The 20469-nt window shown below is 68.1% G+C and carries 18 protein-coding genes; 13 read left to right on the top strand and 5 right to left on the bottom strand.

Translation table 11 applies throughout. From position 1 onward, the window contains the following. Positions 1-14 precede the first annotated feature (14 nt). The 12 genes from prcB to AC1DC5_RS07680 all read left to right on the top strand — a co-directional run bounded on the left by prcB (position 15) and on the right by AC1DC5_RS07680 (position 14075). Positions 15-845, top strand: a complete 831-nt coding sequence (prcB, locus tag AC1DC5_RS07625) for a proteasome subunit beta (protein ID WP_476864729.1) — start codon at positions 15-17, stop codon at positions 843-845. A 1-nt stretch (position 846) separates the two neighbouring features. Then, positions 847-1554, top strand: a complete 708-nt coding sequence (prcA, locus tag AC1DC5_RS07630; RefSeq protein WP_476864730.1) for a proteasome subunit alpha — start codon at positions 847-849, stop codon at positions 1552-1554. Position 1555: 1 nt separating this feature from the next. Further along, the gene (gene pafA, locus AC1DC5_RS07635) at positions 1556-2920 is read left to right on the top strand and encodes a Pup--protein ligase (protein WP_441404109.1); all 1365 of its coding nucleotides are present in this window, start codon (positions 1556-1558) and stop codon (positions 2918-2920) included. Positions 2921-3030: 110 nt separating this feature from the next. Continuing rightward, positions 3031-3963: an FKBP-type peptidyl-prolyl cis-trans isomerase gene (locus AC1DC5_RS07640; protein ID WP_441404110.1), complete on the top strand. Its 933-nt coding sequence runs from the start codon at positions 3031-3033 to the stop codon at positions 3961-3963. 44 nt (positions 3964-4007) lie between these two features. Continuing rightward, positions 4008-4403, top strand: coding sequence for an FKBP-type peptidyl-prolyl cis-trans isomerase (locus tag AC1DC5_RS07645; protein ID WP_224046527.1), 396 nt, complete (start codon positions 4008-4010; stop codon positions 4401-4403). Positions 4404-4541: 138 nt separating this feature from the next. Beyond that, positions 4542-6572, top strand: a complete 2031-nt coding sequence (locus AC1DC5_RS07650; protein WP_476864731.1) for a helix-turn-helix transcriptional regulator — start codon at positions 4542-4544, stop codon at positions 6570-6572. Between the two features lie 26 nt (positions 6573-6598). Beyond that, positions 6599-7003: a hypothetical protein gene (locus AC1DC5_RS07655; RefSeq protein ID WP_441404112.1), complete on the top strand. Its 405-nt coding sequence runs from the start codon at positions 6599-6601 to the stop codon at positions 7001-7003. A 35-nt stretch (positions 7004-7038) separates the two neighbouring features. Continuing rightward, complete coding sequence (tatA, locus tag AC1DC5_RS07660) at positions 7039-7308, top strand: Sec-independent protein translocase subunit TatA (RefSeq protein ID WP_441404113.1); 270 nt, start codon at positions 7039-7041, stop codon at positions 7306-7308. 48 nt (positions 7309-7356) lie between these two features. After that, positions 7357-8151, top strand: coding sequence for a twin-arginine translocase subunit TatC (tatC, locus tag AC1DC5_RS07665; RefSeq protein WP_441404323.1), 795 nt, complete (start codon positions 7357-7359; stop codon positions 8149-8151). Positions 8152-8175: 24 nt separating this feature from the next. Further along, complete coding sequence (locus tag AC1DC5_RS07670) at positions 8176-11100, top strand: DEAD/DEAH box helicase (protein WP_476864732.1); 2925 nt, start codon at positions 8176-8178, stop codon at positions 11098-11100. A 95-nt stretch (positions 11101-11195) separates the two neighbouring features. Next, positions 11196-12866 carry an amidohydrolase gene (locus tag AC1DC5_RS07675; protein ID WP_476864733.1) on the top strand — a complete coding sequence of 557 codons (1671 nt, stop codon included), beginning with the start codon at positions 11196-11198 and terminating at the stop codon, positions 12864-12866. A gap of 441 nt (positions 12867-13307) precedes the next feature. Then, positions 13308-14075 (top strand): polyprenol monophosphomannose synthase, encoded by a 768-nt coding sequence (locus AC1DC5_RS07680; protein WP_476864734.1) that lies wholly within the window; start codon positions 13308-13310, stop codon positions 14073-14075. Positions 14076-14253: 178 nt separating this feature from the next. Here the strand turns inward: AC1DC5_RS07680 and AC1DC5_RS07685 are convergent, their stop codons facing one another. From AC1DC5_RS07685 to AC1DC5_RS07700, 4 genes are all read right to left on the bottom strand, one after another. Continuing rightward, a complete protein-coding gene (locus AC1DC5_RS07685; RefSeq protein WP_056429445.1) occupies positions 14254-14601 on the bottom strand; it encodes an RNA polymerase-binding protein RbpA in 348 nt (115 codons plus the stop codon). A 343-nt stretch (positions 14602-14944) separates the two neighbouring features. Beyond that, the gene (locus AC1DC5_RS07690) at positions 14945-15964 is read right to left on the bottom strand and encodes an SPFH domain-containing protein (protein WP_476864735.1); all 1020 of its coding nucleotides are present in this window, start codon (positions 15962-15964) and stop codon (positions 14945-14947) included. Positions 15965-16061: 97 nt separating this feature from the next. Next, positions 16062-16523, bottom strand: coding sequence for an NfeD family protein (locus AC1DC5_RS07695; protein WP_441404119.1), 462 nt, complete (start codon positions 16521-16523; stop codon positions 16062-16064). A 145-nt stretch (positions 16524-16668) separates the two neighbouring features. Then, positions 16669-17544: a methyltransferase domain-containing protein gene (locus AC1DC5_RS07700; protein ID WP_441404120.1), complete on the bottom strand. Its 876-nt coding sequence runs from the start codon at positions 17542-17544 to the stop codon at positions 16669-16671. Between the two features lie 131 nt (positions 17545-17675). Between AC1DC5_RS07700 and AC1DC5_RS07705 the strand changes: the two genes are divergently transcribed. After that, complete coding sequence (locus tag AC1DC5_RS07705; protein ID WP_476864736.1) at positions 17676-19748, top strand: S9 family peptidase; 2073 nt, start codon at positions 17676-17678, stop codon at positions 19746-19748. A gap of 57 nt (positions 19749-19805) precedes the next feature. On the opposite strand, the gene AC1DC5_RS07710 is transcribed toward AC1DC5_RS07705, so the two are convergent. After that, positions 19806-20468: a peptide deformylase gene (locus AC1DC5_RS07710; RefSeq protein WP_476864737.1), complete on the bottom strand. Its 663-nt coding sequence runs from the start codon at positions 20466-20468 to the stop codon at positions 19806-19808. Position 20469 lies beyond the last annotated feature (1 nt).

The raw sequence follows: 20469 nt of genomic DNA on the forward strand, positions 1-20469 counted from the left end.
GAGGGAGTGCACCAGTGCAGGAAACCACAGCCAACCAGGTAGCAGCCAACGCCACGTCCTCCTTCACCGAACATCTGCAGCGCCAACGTCCCGATCTGCTGCCGTTCGGCCAGCACCTTGGGGCGGGAGCTGCCGCAGTGGGCACAGCTCAACCCCTGCAGGCGCCGCACGGGACCACGATTGTCGCGCTGGGTTATGCCGGCGGGGTGTTGATGGCAGGGGACCGGCGCGCCACCATGGGCAACGTCATCGCCAGCCGGCACATCGAGAAAGTCTTCCCGGCGGACCAGTTTTCGGTGCTCGGGATCGCCGGGACCGCGGGCATCGCCCTCGACATCACCCGGCTCTTCCAGGTCGAACTCGAACACTACGAGAAGATCGAGGGGACACTCCTGAGCCTGGACGGCAAGGCCAACCGCCTCGGGGCCATGATCCGCAGCAACCTGCCGATGGCCATGCAGGGACTCGCGGTGGTGCCCCTGTTCGCGGGCTTCGACCGGCCGGCCGGCGTCGGACGGCTCTTCTCCTATGACGTCACCGGCGGCCGGTATGAGGAGCAGGAGCACCACTCCGTCGGTTCGGGCTCGATGTTCGCCCGCGGCGCGCTCAAGAAACTCTGGCGGCCCAACCTCACCGAGGAGGAGGCCGTCGCCGTCGCGGTCGAGGCGCTCTACGACGCCGCCGACGACGACTCCGCCACCGGCGGCCCGGACCCCATCCGGCAGCTCTGGCCGGTGGTCTACATCGTCAACCGAACAGGTGCCTTCCGGGTTCCGGAGCGTGAGCTCGCGGCGAGGGCGGCCACCATCATAGAGTCCAGGGCCGCGGCCCAGCGGGAGGCCTGAGATGACCCAGCAGTTCTACGTATCGCCCGAACAACTGATGAAGGACCGCGCGGACTTCGCGCGGAAGGGCATCGCGCGCGGGCGCTCCGTGGTGGTCATCAGCTGCCGCGACGGGATCGCCCTTGTGGCCGAGAACCCGTCCCCTTCGCTGCACAAAATCGGGGAAATCTACGACAAGATCGCGTTCGCGGCCGTGGGGAAGTACAACGAATTCGAAAGCCTCCGCCAGGCCGGGGTGCGGTACGCCGACGTACGCGGCTACTCCTACGACCGGGAGGACGTGACGGCCCGGGGCCTCGCCAGCGTCTACGCGCAAAGCCTGGGGGCGGTGTTCACGGCGGAACAGAAGCCCTTCGAAGTTGAACTGGCCGTGGCCGAGGTGGGGAACTCCCCGGAAGAGGACCACCTGTACCGGCTGACCTTCGACGGGTCGATCGCCGACGAGAACGGCTTCATTGTGATGGGCGGCCAGGCGGACAAGGTCTCGGAAGCGGTCGCAGCGGGCTGGCGCGGCGAACTCGACTTTGCCGGCGCCATCAGACTTGCCCTGGCCGGCCTCGTAGCGGACAAGGAAACCACCACGCTGCCGGCGTCGGCGGTGGAGGTGGCCGTGCTGGACCGCGGCTCGGAAAGCAGCCGCGGCGCCCGCCGCGCCTTCCGCCGGCTTGAAGACGCAGACATCACGGCATTGCTGGCTGAGGAGAACTGAGATGGACAAGCGCATTTTCGGCATCGAAACCGAGTTCGGGATTTCCTATTCCAGCCCGGAGTCCCGTCCGCTGGCCCCCGAAGAGGTGGCCCGCTACCTGTTCCGCAAGGTGGTCAGCTGGGGGAGGTCCTCCAACGTGTTCCTGACCAACGGGTCCAGGCTGTACCTCGACGTCGGCTCCCACCCGGAGTACGCCACCGCGGAGTGCGACGACCTCGCCCAGCTGATCGCGCACGACCGGGCCGGGGAACTGATCCTGGACGACCTCGTGGACGAGGCGCAGGAACGGCTCGCGGCGGAGGGTTTCAATGGCACCGTCTACCTTTTCAAGAACAACACCGACTCCGCCGGGAACTCCTACGGCAGCCATGAGAACTACCTCATCCCGCGGCGCGGCGAATTCTCCCGGCTGGCCGAGATCCTGATCCCGTTCCTGGTGACCCGGCAGCTGATCGCGGGCGCCGGCAAGATCCTGAAGACCCCGCATGGAGCCACGTTCGCGTTCTCCCAGCGCGCCGACCACATCTGGGAGGGCGTCTCCTCCGCCACGACGAGGTCCCGCCCGATCATCAACACCCGCGACGAGCCGCACGCCGACGCCGAGTTCTACCGCCGGCTGCACGTGATCGTGGGCGATTCCAACATGTCCGAGACCACCGCCCTGCTCAAGGTCGGGACCGTCGACCTGATCCTGCGGATGATCGAGGCCGGGGTCATCATGCGCGACATGCGGATGGAGAACCCCATCCGCAGCATCCGCGAAATCTCCCATGACCTCAGCGGGCGCGCCCTGGTCCGGCTCGCCAACGGCCGGCAGCTCACCGCCCTGGAAATCCAGCGCGAATACCTGGGCAAGGTCACGGCGTTCGTCGCGGAAAACGGCGCCCACAATGCGCACGTACCGCTGATCCTGGACCTCTGGGAACGCACACTGGACGCGATCGAGAGCGGCGACACCAGCAAAATCGACACCGAGGTGGACTGGGCCATCAAGAAGAAGCTCATGGACAACTACCGCGAACGGCACAACCTGGGCCTCGACGCGCCCCGGATCGCCCAGCTGGACCTGACCTACCACGACATCTCCCGGACCCGTGGCCTCTACTACCTGCTGCAGTCCCGCGGGGCCGTGCGCCGCGTGGTGGACGATACCGCCGTCAAGGACGCCGTGGACGCACCGCCGCAGACCACCCGCGCCAAGCTGCGCGGCGACTTCGTCCGCCGGGCGCAGGAACTGGGACGCGACTACACCGTGGACTGGGTGCATTTGAAGCTCAACGACCGCGCCCACCAGACCCTTTTGTGCAAGGACCCGTTCCGCAGCGTCGATGAGCGCGTGGATGCCCTGCTGAACTCTATGGGCTGATACCCAGCTTTCCGCGTTATTCTGGAATGGTGCCGTTCGCGGCCAACGCTTGCTTTGCCGCTGGCAACTGCCCGGCGAGGCGTCCACCCTGCCCCGACGAAAGTTCTTAAGTGCGCCGACTACTAGCAATTCTTCTTCCCGGACTGCTGCTGCTGACTGCTTGCGGCGGCGGTGAACCTGCCGCCCCGGAACCCACCAGCCAGTCCGCCGGTGAGACCGCCAAGCTCGACTCCGTCAAGCTGACGGAGAACGGCGACAAGAAAGCGCCCGGTGTTGAATTCGCCAAGCCCCTCGAGGTCAAGGAACCCACTGTCAAGGTGGTCACGGAGGGCGGCGGCGACCGGGTCAAGCCGAACCAGATCGCTTCCATCTCCATCGTCGCCCTCAGCGGCAAGGACGGCTCCACGCTGGAGGACACCTTCCCGAAGGATCCGGAAGAGCTCGAACTGAACGACGAGCTCAAGACCAGCAGCGCCGTCATCTATAACGCCTTCGTGGGCGCGAAGGTGGGCTCCCACCTGGCCCTCGCCGTACCCGGCGCCGCAGCTACCGCCGGCGCCGAGGCGCAGCCCACCCAGCTCCTCGTCGTCAAGGTGCTCTCCGCCAAGGACGCCCCGCCGGTCCTGGACAAGCCCGAGGGTGAAACTGTCACCCCGCCGGCAGGCCTGCCGACCGTCAAGGACAACGACAAGGGCATCCCGGAAATCTCCGTCGAGGGCGTCGCCGCCCCGACCGCACTCGTGTCCCAGGACCTCATCAAGGGCAAGGGCCCGCAGGTCAAGGAAACCGACACCCTCACCGTGAACTACGTCGGCGTTGCACTGGCCGGCGGCAAGGTCTTCGACTCCAGCTTCGACCGCGGACAGAAGGCCACCTTCCCGCTCACCGGAGTCATCAAGGGCTGGACCCAGGGCCTGGCCGGCAAGACTGTTGGCTCCCGCGTCCTTCTCGTCATCCCCCAGGACCTTGCCTACGGCGCGGAAGGCCAGGGCGACGCTAAGGGCGACCTCGTCTTCGTCGTCGACATCCTCGGCGTCAAATAACCACCCCATGCAGCACCACCACCCAAGCCAACGAAGGAGCAACCATGTCATTTGGACAGCGCAACATCGACCGCCAGAAGCCGGAAATTGAGTTCCCCGAAGGCGACGTGCCCACCGAGCTGGTCATCACCGACCTGATCGAAGGCGACGGCGCCGAAGCCAAAGCCGGGGACACCGTCTCCACCCACTACGTCGGCGTGGCCTGGTCCACCGGCGAAGAGTTTGACGCCTCCTGGGGCCGCGGGGCACCGCTGGACTTCCGCGTCGGCGTCGGCCAGGTCATCCAGGGCTGGGACCAGGGCCTGCTGGGCATGAAGGTCGGCGGCCGCCGCCGGCTGGAAATTCCCTCCGAGCTGGCCTACGGCTCTCGCGGAGCCGGCGGAGCGATCGGCCCCAACGAAGCCCTGATCTTCGTCGTCGACCTCGTCGGCGTCCGCTGAGCACCTAGGACACTTCAACGGCTGCCGTCCTCACCGGCCGCGGCCTGATGCACAGAGCGCGGTAACAATCGGAAAAGTTCTCCCGGTTGTTACCGCGCTTTTGTCAGTTTCGGGCAGGGACTTTAGTACCCTTGCGGGGTGTCCGCCTCACGTACAGAACGCCTCCTGAACCTGCTCATCGCCCTGCTCAACACCACCTACGGCCTGCGCCGCAGCGAGCTGCGGGACAAGGTCTACCGCGACAGCACCAGCACCGACGTGGCCTTCGGTCGGATGTTCGAACGCGATAAGGGCGAGCTGCGGCACTTCGGCTTCGAGGTCGAGACCGTCACGGACAAGGGCTGGGGGTCCGACGATCCGGCGACCACCCGCTACCGGATCGGCAAGGAATCCAACCGGCTTCCCGACGTCAGCCTCACGCCGGCCGAGTGCACCGTCCTCATCCTCGCGGCCCAGCTCTGGGAGCACGCGGCCCTCGGCTCGGCCGCCGTCAACGCGGTGCGCAAGCTCCAGGCCTCCGGCGGACTCGTCGACGCCGAGCTCCCTGCCGGCGTTCAACCACGGATCCGTCCCGCCGGCCAGGCCTTCGAAGACCTGGTCACTGCCATGCACGCCCAGCACCCCGTGAGCTTCCGCTACCTTGCCGGGAGCACGGGCAAGGAGGAAGAGCGCCTGGTGGAGCCGTGGGGCCTCGGCAGCCGCTTCGGCCAGTGGTACCTCGTTGCCCAGGACAGGACCCGCGGGGACAAGCGTTTCTTCCGCCTCTCCCGCCTCACCTCCGCAGTAACCGTGCTGGAGAAGGAAAGCTTCACGCCGCCGGCGGATTTCAACGTGAGTACCGAGCTGGCCTCACTGGCGGAGCTGCCGGTGAGGACCGCCGTCCTGGACGTCCAGGCGGGCAGGCTGCACGGCCTCCGTACCCGGGCCCTCAGCGCTCCCGTTGCGGAGCCCGGGGCCGGACTGCCCAAAGCGGGCCGGGACCGCCTCAGCGTGCCATACCGGGACGCGGAGACCCTGGCCGAGGAGCTCGCTTCCTACGGGCCGCGGGTCCGTGTGGTGTCCCCGCCCGAGCTCGTTACGTCCGTGCGGCGCCGCCTGGCGGCCGCCGAACGTTTCGCCTCGGCCCCTGTCCCGCCGGTCGCTTTCCCCGCGGTCTCCGCCACTGCCGTCTTCCCCGCTGTTTTCCCCGGTGGGGGGGCACCCCGCCGCGGCCGTAAACGCACCTCCGAGGACCAGCTGGCCCGGATGCTGCAGCTCGTGCCGTTCCTGGTGCACAACCAGGGCCTCCACATCAGCGAAGTGGCCGCAAACTTCGGGATCACCCGCAAGGAGCTCGAGGCGGACCTGCGGATCCTGATCTGCTCCGGCCTGCCCGAGGGCTACCCGGACGACCTGCTGGACATCCAGTGGGACGACGACCACGTCACCATCACGCAGGACCTCGACCTGAAACGGCCGGTCCGCTTCACCGTCGAGGAGGCCTGCGCCCTGCTGACCGGGCTGGAAACGCTCAACGGCCTGCCCGAACTTGCCGAAGGCGGCGCACTGGAATCCGTCACGCTTAAGCTCATGGCGGCGGCGGGGGAGGAGGGGCTCAAAGCTGCAGCGCTGTCCGCCCCCGAGGTGGGACCCGGCAACTCCGCCGCCCTGGAAACGGCGCGGGAAGCGATCCGGACGGGCGCCCAGCTGCGGCTGCGCTATTTCTCGCCGCTCCGGGATACTGTCTCCGAACGTGACATCGACCCGCTGCGGCTCTATTCGCTGGACAACACCTGGTATCTCGAGGCTTACTGCCATTCCGCACAGGGCCTGCGCAACTTCCGGCTGGACCGGATCGAGGCGCTGGAACCCAACGGCCTGCCCGTCTCGGAGTCGGCCACGCCCGGCGACAGTTTCCCCGTCAAGCTCTTCACCCCCAACGACGACGACGCAGTGGTAGTGGTTGAACTCACCCGCCGCGGCACGGGCCTCGCCGATGAGTACTACGCGGAGCGGACGGCGGAGCTGCCCGACGGCGGGCTCCTGGCCGAGATCCGCTTCGGCAGCACCGACTGGCTCCCGATGTTCGTGGCCCAGCACGGCGGGACCGCACGCATTGTCGAGCCGGAAGAGCTGGCGGCGACCTCCCGCCAATGGCTGTCCGCCGCCCTCGCCCAATATGAAGACTAGCCAGCGCGGCGGCTAGACTACTCAGCATGCCTTGGTGGTCCTGGATCGTGATTTGGATAGCGCTTGTCGCGCTGTCGCTGTTGTTCTTCGTTGTGCTCGGCGTCCGGCTGTACCGGCAGTTCATGGCCGCAGCCAAGGAGCTCGGGGAGGCGGGGGAGCGGTTCTCCGCCATCCCGTCCGGCCCGGGCACCTTCGGTTCAACCGCTGTTCATGTCGGCCGCGTAGGCTCGGACGGCGATGACGCGGGGGACGGATCCGGCCCTCTGCCGGAACCCGGATCCGCCGTTTTTGCCTCACCCGTGCAGATGGGACATGATTACCGCGCATCCAAATTCGCCCGTCGCGAAGCCCGCCGCAGGCGGCGCGTCCAGCGCAAGACGGACCGCGGCCAGCCCCAAAGGCTGCGCGACATCGAATTCAAAGAGACATAGACGTAGGATGTATTTCAACGAAAGGACCTCCCGCCATGAGGCTTGAAGGCTGGCATCTCATCATCATCATCATTCTGGCATTGGTGCTGTTCGCTGCACCGAAGCTGCCCGGCATGGCCCGGAGCCTCGGCCAGTCGATGCGCATCTTCAAGTCGGAAGTCCGGGAGATGAAGAAGGACGGCACCACGGACGCCGCGGACGGCTCCGACCCCGTTGAGGGCCGTGTCGTGAACCACCCGAAGTCAGCCGGTACGGAGACCCGCACCGGAGACGGAACCGACGTTCCGCCGCCGAACCGCGCCTAACACCGCGTGGCAGTAACCATGAGCCGCCGGTCGAACCCCGAGGGGAGGATGGCGCTCCTCGACCACCTGAAAGAACTGCGGAACCGCCTCTTCAAGTCGGCGATCGCCGTCATCCTCGGAACCGTCGTCGGGTTCCTCGTCTACCAGCCGATGCTCGCGGCGCTGATCAAACCGATCAGCGATCTCAACACGCATGAGGGCCGGCAGGCCACGCTGAACTTCGACGGCGTCGCGAGTTCCTTCGACCTGATGATCCAGGTGTCCGTCTTCCTGGGCCTGATCGTCGCCAGCCCGGTCTGGCTGTACCAGCTGTGGGCCTTCATCGTCCCCGGCCTGCACAAGAAGGAACGGCGGCTCGCCCTGTCCTTCGTGGCGGCCGCAGTCCCGCTGTTTGTGGGCGGCGTCCTGCTGGCCTGGCTGGTGCTTCCAAACGCCGTCCGGGTGCTGACCGATTTCACCCCCACCGGGGGCTCCAACTTCATCAGCGCCCAGGTGTACCTGTCCTTCGTGCTGCGGCTCCTGCTGGCGTTCGGCATAGCCTTCCTGTTGCCGGTGATTCTGGTCGGCCTGAACCTGGCGGGGATCGTCAAAGGCAAGCAGCTCGTCAAGAGCTGGCGGATCACCGTATTCCTCGTCTGCCTCTTCGCCGCCATGGCTGCGCCGGGGGCGGACGCGATGAGCATGTTCTACCTTGCCGGCCCCATGCTGCTGCTCTTCTTCGCCGCCATCGGTCTGTGTTTGCTCAACGACCGCCGGCGCGAACGGCGCGCCGTCAAGCGGGCCGCCGAGACCGAAGCCACGGCGGACCAGGCGACTCCCAGCTCCGAGCTGGGGAATCTCTAGCCCAACGCGCACTAGGCTGGAAGCATGTCCTCATTACCCGGGCCGGAATCGCCGTCTGAACGCTACCGAGCCAGCGCCGAGCGGGCCGCCGAAGCCAAAACCTACCTGGGCGGTTTCATCCGGTCGCTCGCATTCGAACTCGACGACTTCCAGCGCGAGGCCTGCCTGTCCCTGCAGGCCGGCCGGGGTGTCCTGGTGGCCGCCCCCACCGGTGCCGGCAAGACGATCGTGGGGGAGTTCGCCATCTATCTCGCGCTCCAGCGCGGGCTCAAGGCGTTCTACACCACACCGATCAAGGCCCTGAGCAACCAGAAGTACTCGGAGCTCGCAGACAAGTACGGTGCCGACCGGGTGGGGCTCCTGACCGGCGACACGAGCATCAACGGCGACGCCCCGGTGGTGGTGATGACTACCGAGGTGCTCCGCAACATGCTCTACGCCGACTCCAGCACCCTGGCCGACCTCGGCTTCGTGGTGATGGATGAGGTCCACTACCTGGCGGACCGCTTCCGCGGCGCAGTGTGGGAAGAAGTCATCATCCACCTGCCCAGCGAGGTCCAGGTCGCCTCGCTCAGTGCCACAGTCTCCAACGCCGAGGAGTTCGGCGCCTGGCTGGACACGGTGCGCGGCCAGACCGACGTCATCGTTTCCGAGCACCGCCCCGTGCCGCTCTGGCAGCACGTGATGGTGGGCCGGAAAATCGTGGACCTCTTCGCCGGCGACACCACCTTCGATGAGATCGCTCCTGCCGTCGAAACTGAAGTGACCACCGCGTCCACCGTGGCCGTCGCCACGGGCAAGGCGGCCACCGCCGCGGTCATCACCGAGCGCCCGGGCTTCGAGGTCAACCCCGAACTGCTCTCCATGGCCCGCGCCGAGAGCCAGATGAACTTCCGTGGCAGGTTCGGCCACGGCGGCCGCAACCAGCGGCGCCAGCGAAACCAGCACTCCCAGCGCGACGACGCCCAGCCGGCCGGTGCGCGCAGCCCGGTCCGGAAAGCCAGCCGCCCGCAGGTCATCGCCAGCCTGGACCGCCAGGACCTGCTCCCCGCGATCACCTTCATCTTTTCCCGCGCCGGCTGCGACGCCGCCGTCGCGCAGTGCGTCGCCGCCGGGCTGTGGCTGACCACCGAACAGGAGCAAGCCGTCATCGCCCGCCGCGTCGATGAGGCGGCGCAGGACATCCCCTCCGACGACCTGGACGTCCTGGGCTTCTGGAGCTGGCGCGATGGCCTGCTCCGCGGGCTGGCCGCCCACCACGCCGGGATGCTGCCCACGTTCAAGGAAGTCGTGGAGAAGCTCTTCGTCGATGGGCTGGTCAAGGCCGTCTTCGCGACCGAAACCCTGGCGCTCGGCGTCAATATGCCGGCACGCTCCGTGGTGCTGGAGAAGCTCGACAAATTCAACGGCGAGGCGCACGTCAACATCACCGCCGGGGAATATACCCAGCTCACAGGCCGCGCCGGCCGGCGCGGGATCGACGTCGAAGGGCACGCCGTCGTCCTGTGGCAGCCCGGCACGGATCCGGCGTCGGTGGCCGGCCTCGCCTCGCGGCGCACCTACCCGCTGAACTCCAGCTTCCGGCCCACCTACAACATGTCCATCAACCTGCTGGCACAGTTCGGCCGGCCCCGGGCGCGGGAGATCCTCGAGTCCTCCTTCGCCCAGTTCCAGGCCGACCGGTCCGTCGTCGGGCTGGCGAAGCAGGTGCGGAGCCGCGAGGAGTCCCTGGCGGGGTTCAGCAAGGCGATGACGTGCCACCTCGGCGACTTCACCGACTACTCCCGGATCCGGCGGGCGCTCACCGACGTCGAGAAGAACGCCTCGAAGACCACATCCCGGGCCAGAAAATCCGTGACCGAGGATTCGCTGAGCCGGCTGCTCCCGGGCGATGTGGTGGACGTTCCCACGGGCCGGGCGCCCGGGCTCGCCGTCGTCCTCAGCTCCGACCACCACTCCCGTGAACCGCGGCCCGCCGTGATGACCCTGGACAACCAGCTGCGCCGGATCAGCACCCAGGACGTGGAGGGTCCGCTGGCCCCGATCACCAGGGTCCGGATCCCGAAATCCTTCAACGCCAAGGTCCCCAAGTCCCGCCGCGACCTGGCGTCCTCGGTCCGCAACGCCCTCCGGGAGAACCGGCCCCCGGCCCCGCCGAACCGCAACGACGACTTCGGCCGGGCCGCGGCGCTCCCGGACCAGGAGAAGAAGATCGCGGAGCTGCGCCGGGAGCTCCGCGCCCACCCGTGCCATGGCTGCAGTGAACGCGAGGACCACGCGCGCTGGTCGGAGCGCTACTGGAAGCTCCGGCAGGAGACCGACGGGCTGGTCCGCCAGATCCAGGGACGCACCAACACCATCGCCAAGACTTTCGACCGGGTCTGCGGCGTCCTGTCCAGCTACGGCTACCTCGAAACGTCCGACGCCGGGGTGCTCACCATCAGCCCCGACGGGCAGCGGCTGCGCCGGATCTACGGCGAAAAAGACCTGCTGATTTCCCAGTCCCTGCGCCTCGGCGCCTTCAACGACCTCGACGCCGCCGAGGTTGCCGCCCTGGCCAGCGTCCTGGTCTACCAGGCCAAGCGCGAGGACCGCGGGCTCCGGCCCAAGATGCCGAGCATATCCCTGGAGTCCGCCGTCGACATTGTGGTTCATGAGTGGTCTGCCCTGGAGGACACCGAGGAAGCCAACAAGCTTCCCCTGACCGGCGAACCCGAACTGGGACTGGTCTGGCCCATCTTCAAGTGGGCCAAGGGCAGGCACCTGCAGGACGTCCTCAGCGGCACGGACCTCGCCGCCGGCGACTTCGTCCGGTGGGTGAAGCAGGTCATCGACCTCCTGGACCAGCTGGCAAAAATCCCGTCCCTCGACCCGCGGGTCGCGCGGCTCTGCGGGGAAGCGATCAAGCTCATCAAGCGCGGCGTCGTCGCGTATTCCTCCGTGGCCTGACCCGCCGCAGCCGGCCACCCGGCCACACCGCCCCCAACCGTCGTCGAACATGCCCGGCCCGCGCCGGCCACCAGTGACCAAGGAGTCCCCGACCCATGACCGATTCACCGGCCACCCCCGCACCGCACCCCACACCCCATCGGGTAACGCTGTACCGGAACGGGTCCGTGTATACGGCCGCCGATCCTTTCGCGACGGCGATGCTGGTCGACGGCGACACGGTCGCCTGGGTGGGCTCCGAGCAGGCAGCCACCTCCATTGCCGATGCCTCGATGGAGGTCATTGACCTGCGCGGCGCGCTCCTGGCGCCCGGCTTCGTAGATTCCCACATTCATCTCACCGAAACGGGCATCGCCCTGGACTCCCTGCAGCTCAGCGGCGTCCGCTCCGCCCGGGAACTGCTCGACGCCGTCGCCGGCTTCTCCGGCTCCGCTTCCAGCGCGGGCGGAACCGTGCTCGGCCACGGCTGGGACGAGACCCAGTGGGCGGACCACACCCTGCCCTCGCAGGAGGAACTGGAACGCGCCGCCGGCGGGCGGAAGGTCTACCTCTCCCGGGTCGATGTGCACTCGGCGCTCGTCTCTTCTTCGCTGGCGGCGGCCGCCGGGCTCGACGGAACGGACGGTTCCGGCGCGGGCGGCCAGGTCAAGCTCGCCGCGCACACTGCCGCCAGGCTGGCGGCACGCAGGCTGCCCGCCGCTGCCCTCCGCGGGTACCAGCAGCAGGCCCTCGCCGAGGCGGCAGCCAACGGCTACGTGGCGCTGGCTGAAATGGCGGCGCCGCACATCGGCAGCACCGACGACCTGCAGCTTGCCGCGGGCTGGAACACGGGGCCGGACGCCGTTCCGGAGATCCTGCCCTACTGGGGTGAGCTGGCCACCTCGGCGGACCACGCGCGGTCCATCCTGGACGGGCTGGGCGTCCCCGTGCTGGGGCTGGCGGGGGACCTGAACATGGACGGCTCGATCGGGTCGCGGACCGCCGCGCTGCGGTCGGACTACACCGACGCGCCGGGGGAGCGGGGCAACCTCTACCTCTCGGTCGCGGAGGCGGCAGCCCACCTCGCGGCGTGCTCGCTGCTCGGGATCCAGGCAGGGTTCCACGTCATCGGGGACGCGGGACTGGATGCCGCACTGGACGCACTGGACCTGGCGGCAGCGGAAGTCGGAGAACAGAAGGTCCGCGCAGCTGGCCACCGCCTTGAACACGTCGAGCTCGCCGATGCTGAATCCATCAGTCGGCTGGCCCGGTATTCCCTGACGGTCAGCGCACAGCCCGGCTTCGACGCTGCCTGGGGTGGAGACGCGGGACTCTACCGGCAGCGCCTGGGAGCCCGCCGGAACGGCATGAACCCCTTTGCTTCGTTCTACGCCGCCGGCGTACCGATCTGTTTCGGCAGTGACAGCCCGGTGACGCCGTTGCGGCCGTGGGCCAGCGTCCGGGCCTGCCTGCAGCACAACGACCCCGCCCAGCAGATCTCCGCCCGCGCCGCCTTCCTCGGCCACACGAGGGCCGGCTGGCGGGCCGCCCGGTACCGGAACCCCATGGCCGGCCAGCTGGTGCCCGGAGCCCCGGCCAGCTTTGCCGTATGGGAGGTCGAGGAACTCATGGTCCAGGTGGCCGACGGCCGGGTCCAATCCTGGAGCACGGATCCCCGCGCACGGACGCCGCTGCTGCCCGCCCTGGACACCGGCTCCGATCCGGTCTGCCTTCAGACCGTCCGGGACGGCCGGGAACTGTTCTCCAGCGGCGCGCTCCGGGGCTGACGGCCACCGCGTAAACTACCGGTCCGGCACCGAAACTTCACCCGCCGCGAGGTGGCCCTGGCCTGCGCCGATGGATGAAACGGCAGGTCACGGACCGGTTGACAGATCATGGCCTGCCCGTAGCATTGAGGGGCAACGGAGGGTTGCGCGGACCGCAACCTCCGGACGTCCCCCGGTCAGTTCCAGGTTGCCGCCAGCGCGGCAGCTTCTCTGGTCGTGGCCATGGGTACTCCCAGGGGGCGGGTCCACTTCGCAGCAGAAAACGGTTCCGGCGTCGTATTTCGCGGCCCGCCGCAACTGGCCCGAAGCGGGTGGACCTGCCCCGGCGGCCAGCTTCGGCCTACGAGGGTCCGGCGACTCCCTATAATGGAGAGTTGCGCCTGGTGTCCGCTCTCTGCAGACCGCCGGCGCTTGACCGCTCCCTTCAAGGAAAGGCCCGCTGTGCGTGTCCTCACGATCATCCCGACCTACAACGAGCTGGAATCGTTGCCCAAGACGCTCGAGCGCCTCCGCACTGCCGTGCCCGGCTCCGACGTCCTGGTTGTCGACGACAACAGCCCTGACGGCACCGGGCAGCTGGCGGACCGTATCGCCGCAGAGGACAGCCAAGTCCATGTCCTGCACCGTGCCGGCAAGGCCGGACTGGGAGCGGCCTACATCGCGGGTTTCAAGTGGGGCCTCGACGCCGGCTACGACATCCTCGTGGAGATGGATGCGGACGGCTCGCACCAGCCGGAGCAGCTTCCGCAGCTGCTCGAGGCCGTGGAACAGGGCGCGGACCTCGCCATGGGCTCCCGCTGGGTGCCGGGCGGCAGCGTCGTCAACTGGCCGCTGTACCGGCAGGCGATCTCCCGGGTGGGCAGCACCTACGCGCGGATCATGCTGGGCGTGAAGATCAAGGACGTCACGGGCGGGTTCCGCGCGTTCCGGCGGAGCACCCTGGAGAAGCTGAACCTGGACACCGTCGACTCGGTCGGCTACGGCTTCCAGGTGGACCTGGCCTGGCGCGTGGCCAAGCTTGGACTGACGATCGTCGAACGTCCCATCACCTTTGTCGAGCGTGAGCTGGGCGCCTCAAAGATGAGCGGAAACATTGTGGTTGAAGCCATGGTCAATGTCACCAGGTGGGGCCTGACCGCCCGCTGGAATACGCTCAGCGGCAAACTTCCGCGCAAGACCGGCGGCAAATCCCCCAGCAACAAGGCCTAATCGCCGCCGGAATACGCACTTTGCCGTCAGAAGCAAAGGGCCGGGTCCGCACTGTCAGGAATGACGGTGCGGACCCGGCCCTTTTAAACGCAACGCGGGGTCACTTCCCGCCCATCCGATCGTTCAGGATGGGCTGGGAGTGACCCCGCGTTGTTTGAAGTGCTGTGGCGCGGTGTGCCTAGGCTGAGCGGCGTTCGCCGCGGCGTTCGCGCAGGATCGTGAGGCGGTCTTCGAGGATCTGCTCGAGTTCGGGCAGCGAGCGGCGCTCCAGGAGCATGTCCCAGTGGGTGCGGACTGCCTTCTCGTTGAGGTTCACGGGGCGTTCGCCATCGACGAGGAGGGCTTCCTTGCCTGTCTTCGATACCCAGACCGGGGGGATTTCGGCTTCGGAGGAGAAAGTCACGAATACCTGCTCGCCGTCCTCGCAGCGGTACTCAACCCGCTGGCGCGGAGCCGGTTCGACACCGGATTCGGTCTCCATGCTCTGCGCGCCAAGGCGCATACCCCGCAGGCTGCGATCGCTCATCTTCTCTCCCTCTATTTCGGTTCGCAGGGCACTGCCCTGCGCTGGCCGGGGGCCGTGAGGCCGCGCCGGACTGCTGTTTACCTTGCGCTGATCACCAGCTGAATTACTGGATCCATACCGGAAAAGTCGTCACAGGATTCAACGCTTAGCGAAGCTAAATTGTTCCGCCGGACTGAACCAGCCGGACAAATATTCAAGTATACGGGGATTGGACACACCGGGCAAAGCCCGCGCGCGTCGCCGGCTGCCCCCGCAGCAAAACGGGCGGCAAAACAGGCGCAAGAGCGGGCAGCAGAACGGGGAGGCATCCGCCGCGCGGATGCCTCCCCGTTCCCTCTGATGCCTAGGCTTCCGGCGGGGCCGGGACACCTGCTGTGCCGCCGGCAGGCCCGGCCACCGGGGCAGCGGCGGGTGCAGCCGGGCGGGCCGCGGCGGGTTCCGCAGCGGCGTCGGAATCCGGGCCGAACAGGCTGTCGTTGGGCTGGCCGTCCTTGCTGCCGCCCAGCGCGCTGCCGATGCCCTTCAGGGCTTCGCCGACCTCGCTGGGGATGATCCACAGCTTGTTCGCGGATCCTTCAGCGATCTTCGGGAGGGTCTGCAGGTACTGGTAGGCCAGGAGCTTCTGGTCCGGGTTGCCCTTGTGGATCGCGTCGAACACCTTTTGGATGGCCTGGGCCTCGCCGTCTGCCCGGAGGATCGCCGCCTTCGCGTCGCCCTCCGCCTTCAGGATCGAGGATTGCCGCTGGCCCTCCGCCGTCAGGATGGCGGACTGCTTGGTGCCTTCCGCGGTCAGGATGGCGGCGCGACGGTCACGCTCGGCGCGCATCTGCTTCTCCATGGAGTCCTGGATGGAGTGGGGCGGATCAATGGCCTTGAGCTCCACCCGGGAGACACGGATGCCCCAGCGGCCGGTCGCCTCGTCCAGCACGCCGCGGAGCTGGCCGTTGATCTGGTCACGCGAGGTCAGGGCCTCTTCGAGGTTCAGGCCGCCGACGACGTTGCGGAGCGTCGTCGTCGTGAGCTGTTCGACCGCCTGGATGTAGTTGGCGATCTCGTAGGTGGCCGCGCGGGCGTCGGTGACCTGGAAGTAGACCACCGTGTCGATCGAAACGACGAGGTTGTCCTCGGTGATCACCGGCTGCGGCGGAAAGGAGACCACCTGTTCGCGCAGGTCAAGCAGCGGCAGCAGCCGGTCCACGAACGGGATCAGGATCGTGAGGCCGGGATTCAGCGTCCGCTGGTACTTGCCCAGCCGTTCGACGACGCCGGCGCGGGCCTGCGGGACAATCCGCACAGACCGGACCAGCACAATAATTACGAACGCAACGAGAACCAGCAGCACGATTGCGACTGCGATATCCATACATCACCCATTCCCCAGATTTGGTCTTGCTATGGTGTGCGGCGGTGTCCCGCCGCGTGCCCGGTGCCGGTGCCGGCAGCCGGAATTCTTGCGGTTGCTATTGGATCGCGGTTTCCGGCTGCGGGGTGACGACGGCGGTGGCGCCGTCGATCGCGCTGACGATCGCGTGCTGGCCTGGTGACAGGACTCCGGTTTCCGAGCGGGCGCTCCAGACGTCTCCGCCGATCTTGACCAGTCCGCCGCTGGCGCTGACGGGCTCCATCACCAGGGCGGATTCGCCGATCAGGCGTTCCACGTTGCTGCGGCGGTCAGCCGGGCCTTTGTGGAGGTGTTTGAGCGCGACGGGCCGAACGAAGCCGATCATCAGGAGGGACACTACGCAGAAGGCCACGATCTGCAGGCCAAGGTCGGCGCCGGCCAGGGAGGCCACCAGACCGGCGAGGGCTCCGCCTCCGAGCATGATGAAGAACAGGTCCAGGGTGATCATTTCCACCACGGCAAACACAAGGAAAACCGTGAGCCACAGGGCCCACAAGTTTTCGGGTAGCCATTCCAACATCTTTTCCCCCTTCGCCCCGGGGGCTGCAGGCGCAGACCCTCAGTAACTGTCCTTCCATCCTAATCCGAACAGCTTGGGCTGCGGAGGGCAGCGGAAGTCCCGGGCCGAAAGTGGCCAAGTCGTTACCTTTGGGTAACCCGCAGGGCTACCGGCTCAGCTCGAAAACGCTGATCCGGAACCGGGCCGACACGGCGGTCAGCGGCGTAAGCACGGCCGTGCGGGACGCCAGTTCCTGGCGGTCCAGGTGGTGTCCCGCCGGGCCCATGAGGGCCAGCCGGGCGACGTCGTCCGGGGTCAGCGAGAGGGGGATGTCCAGCTGCTCGGCGGAGAGCGCCGCGAAGTGTCCCTCGAGCGAAGCCGCGAGACGTTCGTCCTTCGCCGGGTCGATGCCGAGCAGTCCGGCCGGGCCGGCCACTTCCTCCAGGTGGCCGAGCCGGGGAGTCACCACGAGGAGCCTGCCGCCGGGGCGGAGCACCCGGGCGAACTCCGCCGCGTTGCGCGGCGCGAACACGACGGTGACGACGTCGACCGCGTCGTCGGCGACCGGCAGGGGCTGCCACACATCGCTGACGACGTTCATGGCCTCCGGATTCAACCTGGCGGCACGGCGGAGGGCGAACTTCGAAATGTCCAGGCCGATCGCTTCGATGGGCGTCGGCTCCGGCGCAAGCCGGTCCAGCAGTGCCCGGAGGTAGTGCCCGGTCCCGGTTCCGGCGTCCAGCACCGTCCCCGGCCGGACCCCGGCAGCGCCGGCGAGTGCCGCAGCTGCCAGGTCCGCCACCGCGTCGGCGAGGGGCCGGTAGTGGCCGGCGGAAAGGAAGTCGAAGCGTGCCGCCACCATGTCGGCCGTGTCCGCTTCGAAAACGGTGCCTTTGCCGACGAGGAAGTTGAAGTATCCCTGTTTCGCCGCGTCGAAGCTGTGCCCGGCAGGGCACACCAGCGACCGGCCGGCGGGTCCAGTGAAGCCCAGGCCGTTCCGGCAGACCGGGCACAGCAGGGAAGTGGCGGAGGCGGCGGGCATACCGTCCATCCTAGGGGCGGTGCCGTCCGGGCGGCCCGCCCCCGGGTCACCCGCAAACGCGCCGCCGCGGTTTCCGGCGCGTTTGCGTGAGCCATTTCACAGCCGGGGAAACTGGGGCTAGGCTCGCACTCGTGAAATCCGAACATCTGCCGCTGCTGAATTCTGTCTCCGCCCCTGCCGTGCATCCGGACGGCGCAAGCGCCGTGGTGTCCGTGCTGCGGCCCGATTTCGACGCCGACGCGTACGTCGGCCAGCTGTGGGCGGTGCCGCTCGGCTCCGGCCAGCCCCCGCGCCGCCTGACCCGCGGGTTCCGTGACACGGCGCCGGACTTTTCGCCGGACGGCCGTGTGCTGGCGTTCCTGCGCGCCGCTGCAGGCGGGAAACCCCAGCTTCATATCGTGGAGGCAGCGGGCGGGGAGCCGCAGCCCGTCACCGATGCGCCGCTGGGAGTGTCGGCGTTCGCGTGGTCACCCGATTCCCGGCGCATTGTCTACGGTGCCCGGACCCCGGAGGACGGCCGGTACGGCAGCACAGATGGGGTGTCCGCCGGCGCCGAGGACGCCCGGCTGATCACGGACTACCAGTACCGCATGAACGGCGTCGGCTACACCGCGGACAAGCCGGTGCAGCTCTTCCTCGTGGACGTTCCGGAGCTCGGGGAAGAACCCAAGGTGGCGCCCAGGGGCCGGGCCCTGAAAGCGCGCGCCACGGCTGCCGCCGGGGATACCGCCGGCAATGCCGACGTCACGGCCGGCCTGCTGCCCGCCGCGCAGCAGCTCACCGCGGCGGCCACGGACCACGACGGCGCGGTCTTCAGCACCGACGGGAGCGCCATCTACTTCACCGCCGCCCTGCATGAGGGCAGCGACGCCGACCTCGCCTGCGGCATCTACCGCATAGCGCTGGGCGGCGACGCCGGGGGAGGGGAGCCGCAGCCCGTCGCCCCGCCCAACGCCGGCCGGCAGACCGTCCACGCCGTACGCCAGTCACACGACGGACAGTGGTTATTCTTCCTCGCCCAGGATCTTGGCGATTCGGGCCAGGACTTCGTGGCCCGCAACACCGCGCTCTACGTGGTGCCGGCATCCGGCGGCGACGCCACCCGGCTCAGCGACCCGGAGACCATGGACCTCGGCTGCAACGGCAGGATCGAACTGCGCGGGCCCGACGCCGCGCTGCTGCTGAACAACGCCCGCGGAACGGTCGAACTGCACGAATTCCGGGCCGCCGGAACACACGAGGTTCTGGTCCACGGCGAGCGTGCCGTCTCCGGCGCCGCCGCCGCGGGAGCATCGCTCGTGGTCTGTTTCGCCGATGCGGTGACCGCCGGGGACGTGGCGCTGTTGGACGGCGGGCAGCTGCGCGTCCTGACGGATTTCTCCGCACTGCTGCGCTCCGATGCCGGAATCATCGAACCCCTCGAGCTCACGTTCCCTTCCGGCGACGGCTACCCCGTCCACGGCTGGCTCGTGAGGCCGGCCGGCCAGGGACCCCACCCGGTCCTACTGAACATCCACGGCGGCCCCTTTGCCCAGTTCACCGGCGCCCTTTTCGACGAGGCCCAGGTCTACGCCGCGGCTGGCTACGCCGTCCTGATGTGCAACCCCCGCGGGTCCGCCGGTTACGGCCAGGCGCATGGACGGGCCATCAAGGAGAAGATGGGCACCCTGGACATGCAGGACGTCCTGGCCTTCCTCGACGGGGCGCTCAGTAAGTTCGAGGAGCTCGACGGCGGGGCGCTCGGCATCATGGGAGGCTCATACGGCGGCTACCTCACGGCCTGGACCATCAGCCACGACCACCGCTTCAAGGCCGCCATCGTGGAACGTGGCTTCCTGGATCCCGTGAGTTTCACCGGCTCCTCCGACATCGGGTGGTTCTTCGGCGGGGAATACACCGGCCGTTCCGCTGAACAGATGGCAGCGCAAAGCCCAATGGCCCGGGTGGACCATGTGCGCACACCGTCCCTGGTCATCCACAGCGAGGAGGACCTCCGGTGCCCGGTGGAGCAGGGCCAGCGGTATTTCACCGCGCTCAAGCAACTGGGCGTGGAGGCCGCGTTCCTGGTCTTCCCGGGGGAGAACCACGAACTCTCACGCTCTGGAACGCCGCACCACCGCAAGCAGCGCTTCGATGAGATCCTGCAGTGGTGGTCCCGCTACCTTCCGACGGCGGAAAACCCGGCCCCGGCCGCCCGCCAGTAGGGTCTCAAACAACGCGGGGGAGGCAGCCACCGGGACAGGCCCTGCCCATCAGGCGGGTCAATCGCCGGGCAGGAACCCCAGTTCCTTGCGGGCGAGGCTGATGTCCGGTTGCGCCCAGCGTGCGGAATACTCCGCGTTGTTGCTGATGGAGCGCAGCTCGGCCCGGTCCAGGTACAGGATGCCGTGCACATGGTCGCTCTCGTGCTGGACGATCCGCGCCTGCCAGCCGGTGAATTCCCGTTGCTGTGTGCTCCCGTCCGGGGAAGCGAAGTCGAGCCGCACCGCTTCGGGCCGGGACACCGCCGCCTGCAGTCCGTTCAGCGAGAGGCATCCTTCGTAGAACGCCACCGTGGAGCCGCCCAGCGGCTCGTAGGACGGGTTGAGCATGGCGAAGAAGGGCAGCGGCTCCCGTCCGCGGGCGGCGGCGACCTCGGCGTCGACGACGAACTGGTCCTCGAGCACCGCGACCTGCAGCGGAATTCCAAGCTGGGGTGCCGCCAGGCCGACGCCGGGCGCCTTGTGCATAACGCTGCGCATGAGGTCGATCAGCTGGCCTAGTTGGGCATCGTTCAGCTGGCCGGAAAAAGGCGCCGCAAGCTGCCGGAGCACGGGATGTCCCGCCTGGACAATGGCGGGGAGCACCCCGGCGGTGAGTACCTGCTCGACGGTTTCTTGGATGCGGGCGGCGCTGAAGTCAGTCGGCTTGGCGTCAGAAGACATG

The organism is Arthrobacter sp. 10L424, from assembly GCF_056395325.1.

Bases quoted from the DNA above. Each gene is read 5' to 3' on its own strand.
- AC1DC5_RS07690 (WP_476864735.1), bottom strand. From the start codon at position 15,964: ATGGATATCGCAGTCGCAATCGTGCTGCTGGTTCTCGTTGCGTTCGTA.
- pafA (WP_441404109.1), top strand. From the start codon at position 1,556: ATGGACAAGCGCATTTTCGGCATCGAAACCGAGTTCGGGATTTCCTAT.
- AC1DC5_RS07710 (WP_476864737.1), bottom strand. From the start codon at position 20,468: ATGTCTTCTGACGCCAAGCCGACTGACTTCAGCGCCGCCCGCATCCAA.
- prcA (WP_476864730.1), top strand. From the start codon at position 847: ATGACCCAGCAGTTCTACGTATCGCCCGAACAACTGATGAAGGACCGC.
- AC1DC5_RS07670 (WP_476864732.1), top strand. From the start codon at position 8,176: ATGTCCTCATTACCCGGGCCGGAATCGCCGTCTGAACGCTACCGAGCC.
- AC1DC5_RS07645 (WP_224046527.1), top strand. From the start codon at position 4,008: ATGTCATTTGGACAGCGCAACATCGACCGCCAGAAGCCGGAAATTGAG.
- AC1DC5_RS07655 (WP_441404112.1), top strand. From the start codon at position 6,599: ATGCCTTGGTGGTCCTGGATCGTGATTTGGATAGCGCTTGTCGCGCTG.
- AC1DC5_RS07695 (WP_441404119.1), bottom strand. From the start codon at position 16,523: ATGTTGGAATGGCTACCCGAAAACTTGTGGGCCCTGTGGCTCACGGTT.
- AC1DC5_RS07675 (WP_476864733.1), top strand. From the start codon at position 11,196: ATGACCGATTCACCGGCCACCCCCGCACCGCACCCCACACCCCATCGG.
- tatA (WP_441404113.1), top strand. From the start codon at position 7,039: ATGAGGCTTGAAGGCTGGCATCTCATCATCATCATCATTCTGGCATTG.
- tatC (WP_441404323.1), top strand. From the start codon at position 7,357: ATGGCGCTCCTCGACCACCTGAAAGAACTGCGGAACCGCCTCTTCAAG.
- AC1DC5_RS07700 (WP_441404120.1), bottom strand. From the start codon at position 17,544: ATGCCCGCCGCCTCCGCCACTTCCCTGCTGTGCCCGGTCTGCCGGAAC.
- AC1DC5_RS07685 (WP_056429445.1), bottom strand. From the start codon at position 14,601: ATGAGCGATCGCAGCCTGCGGGGTATGCGCCTTGGCGCGCAGAGCATG.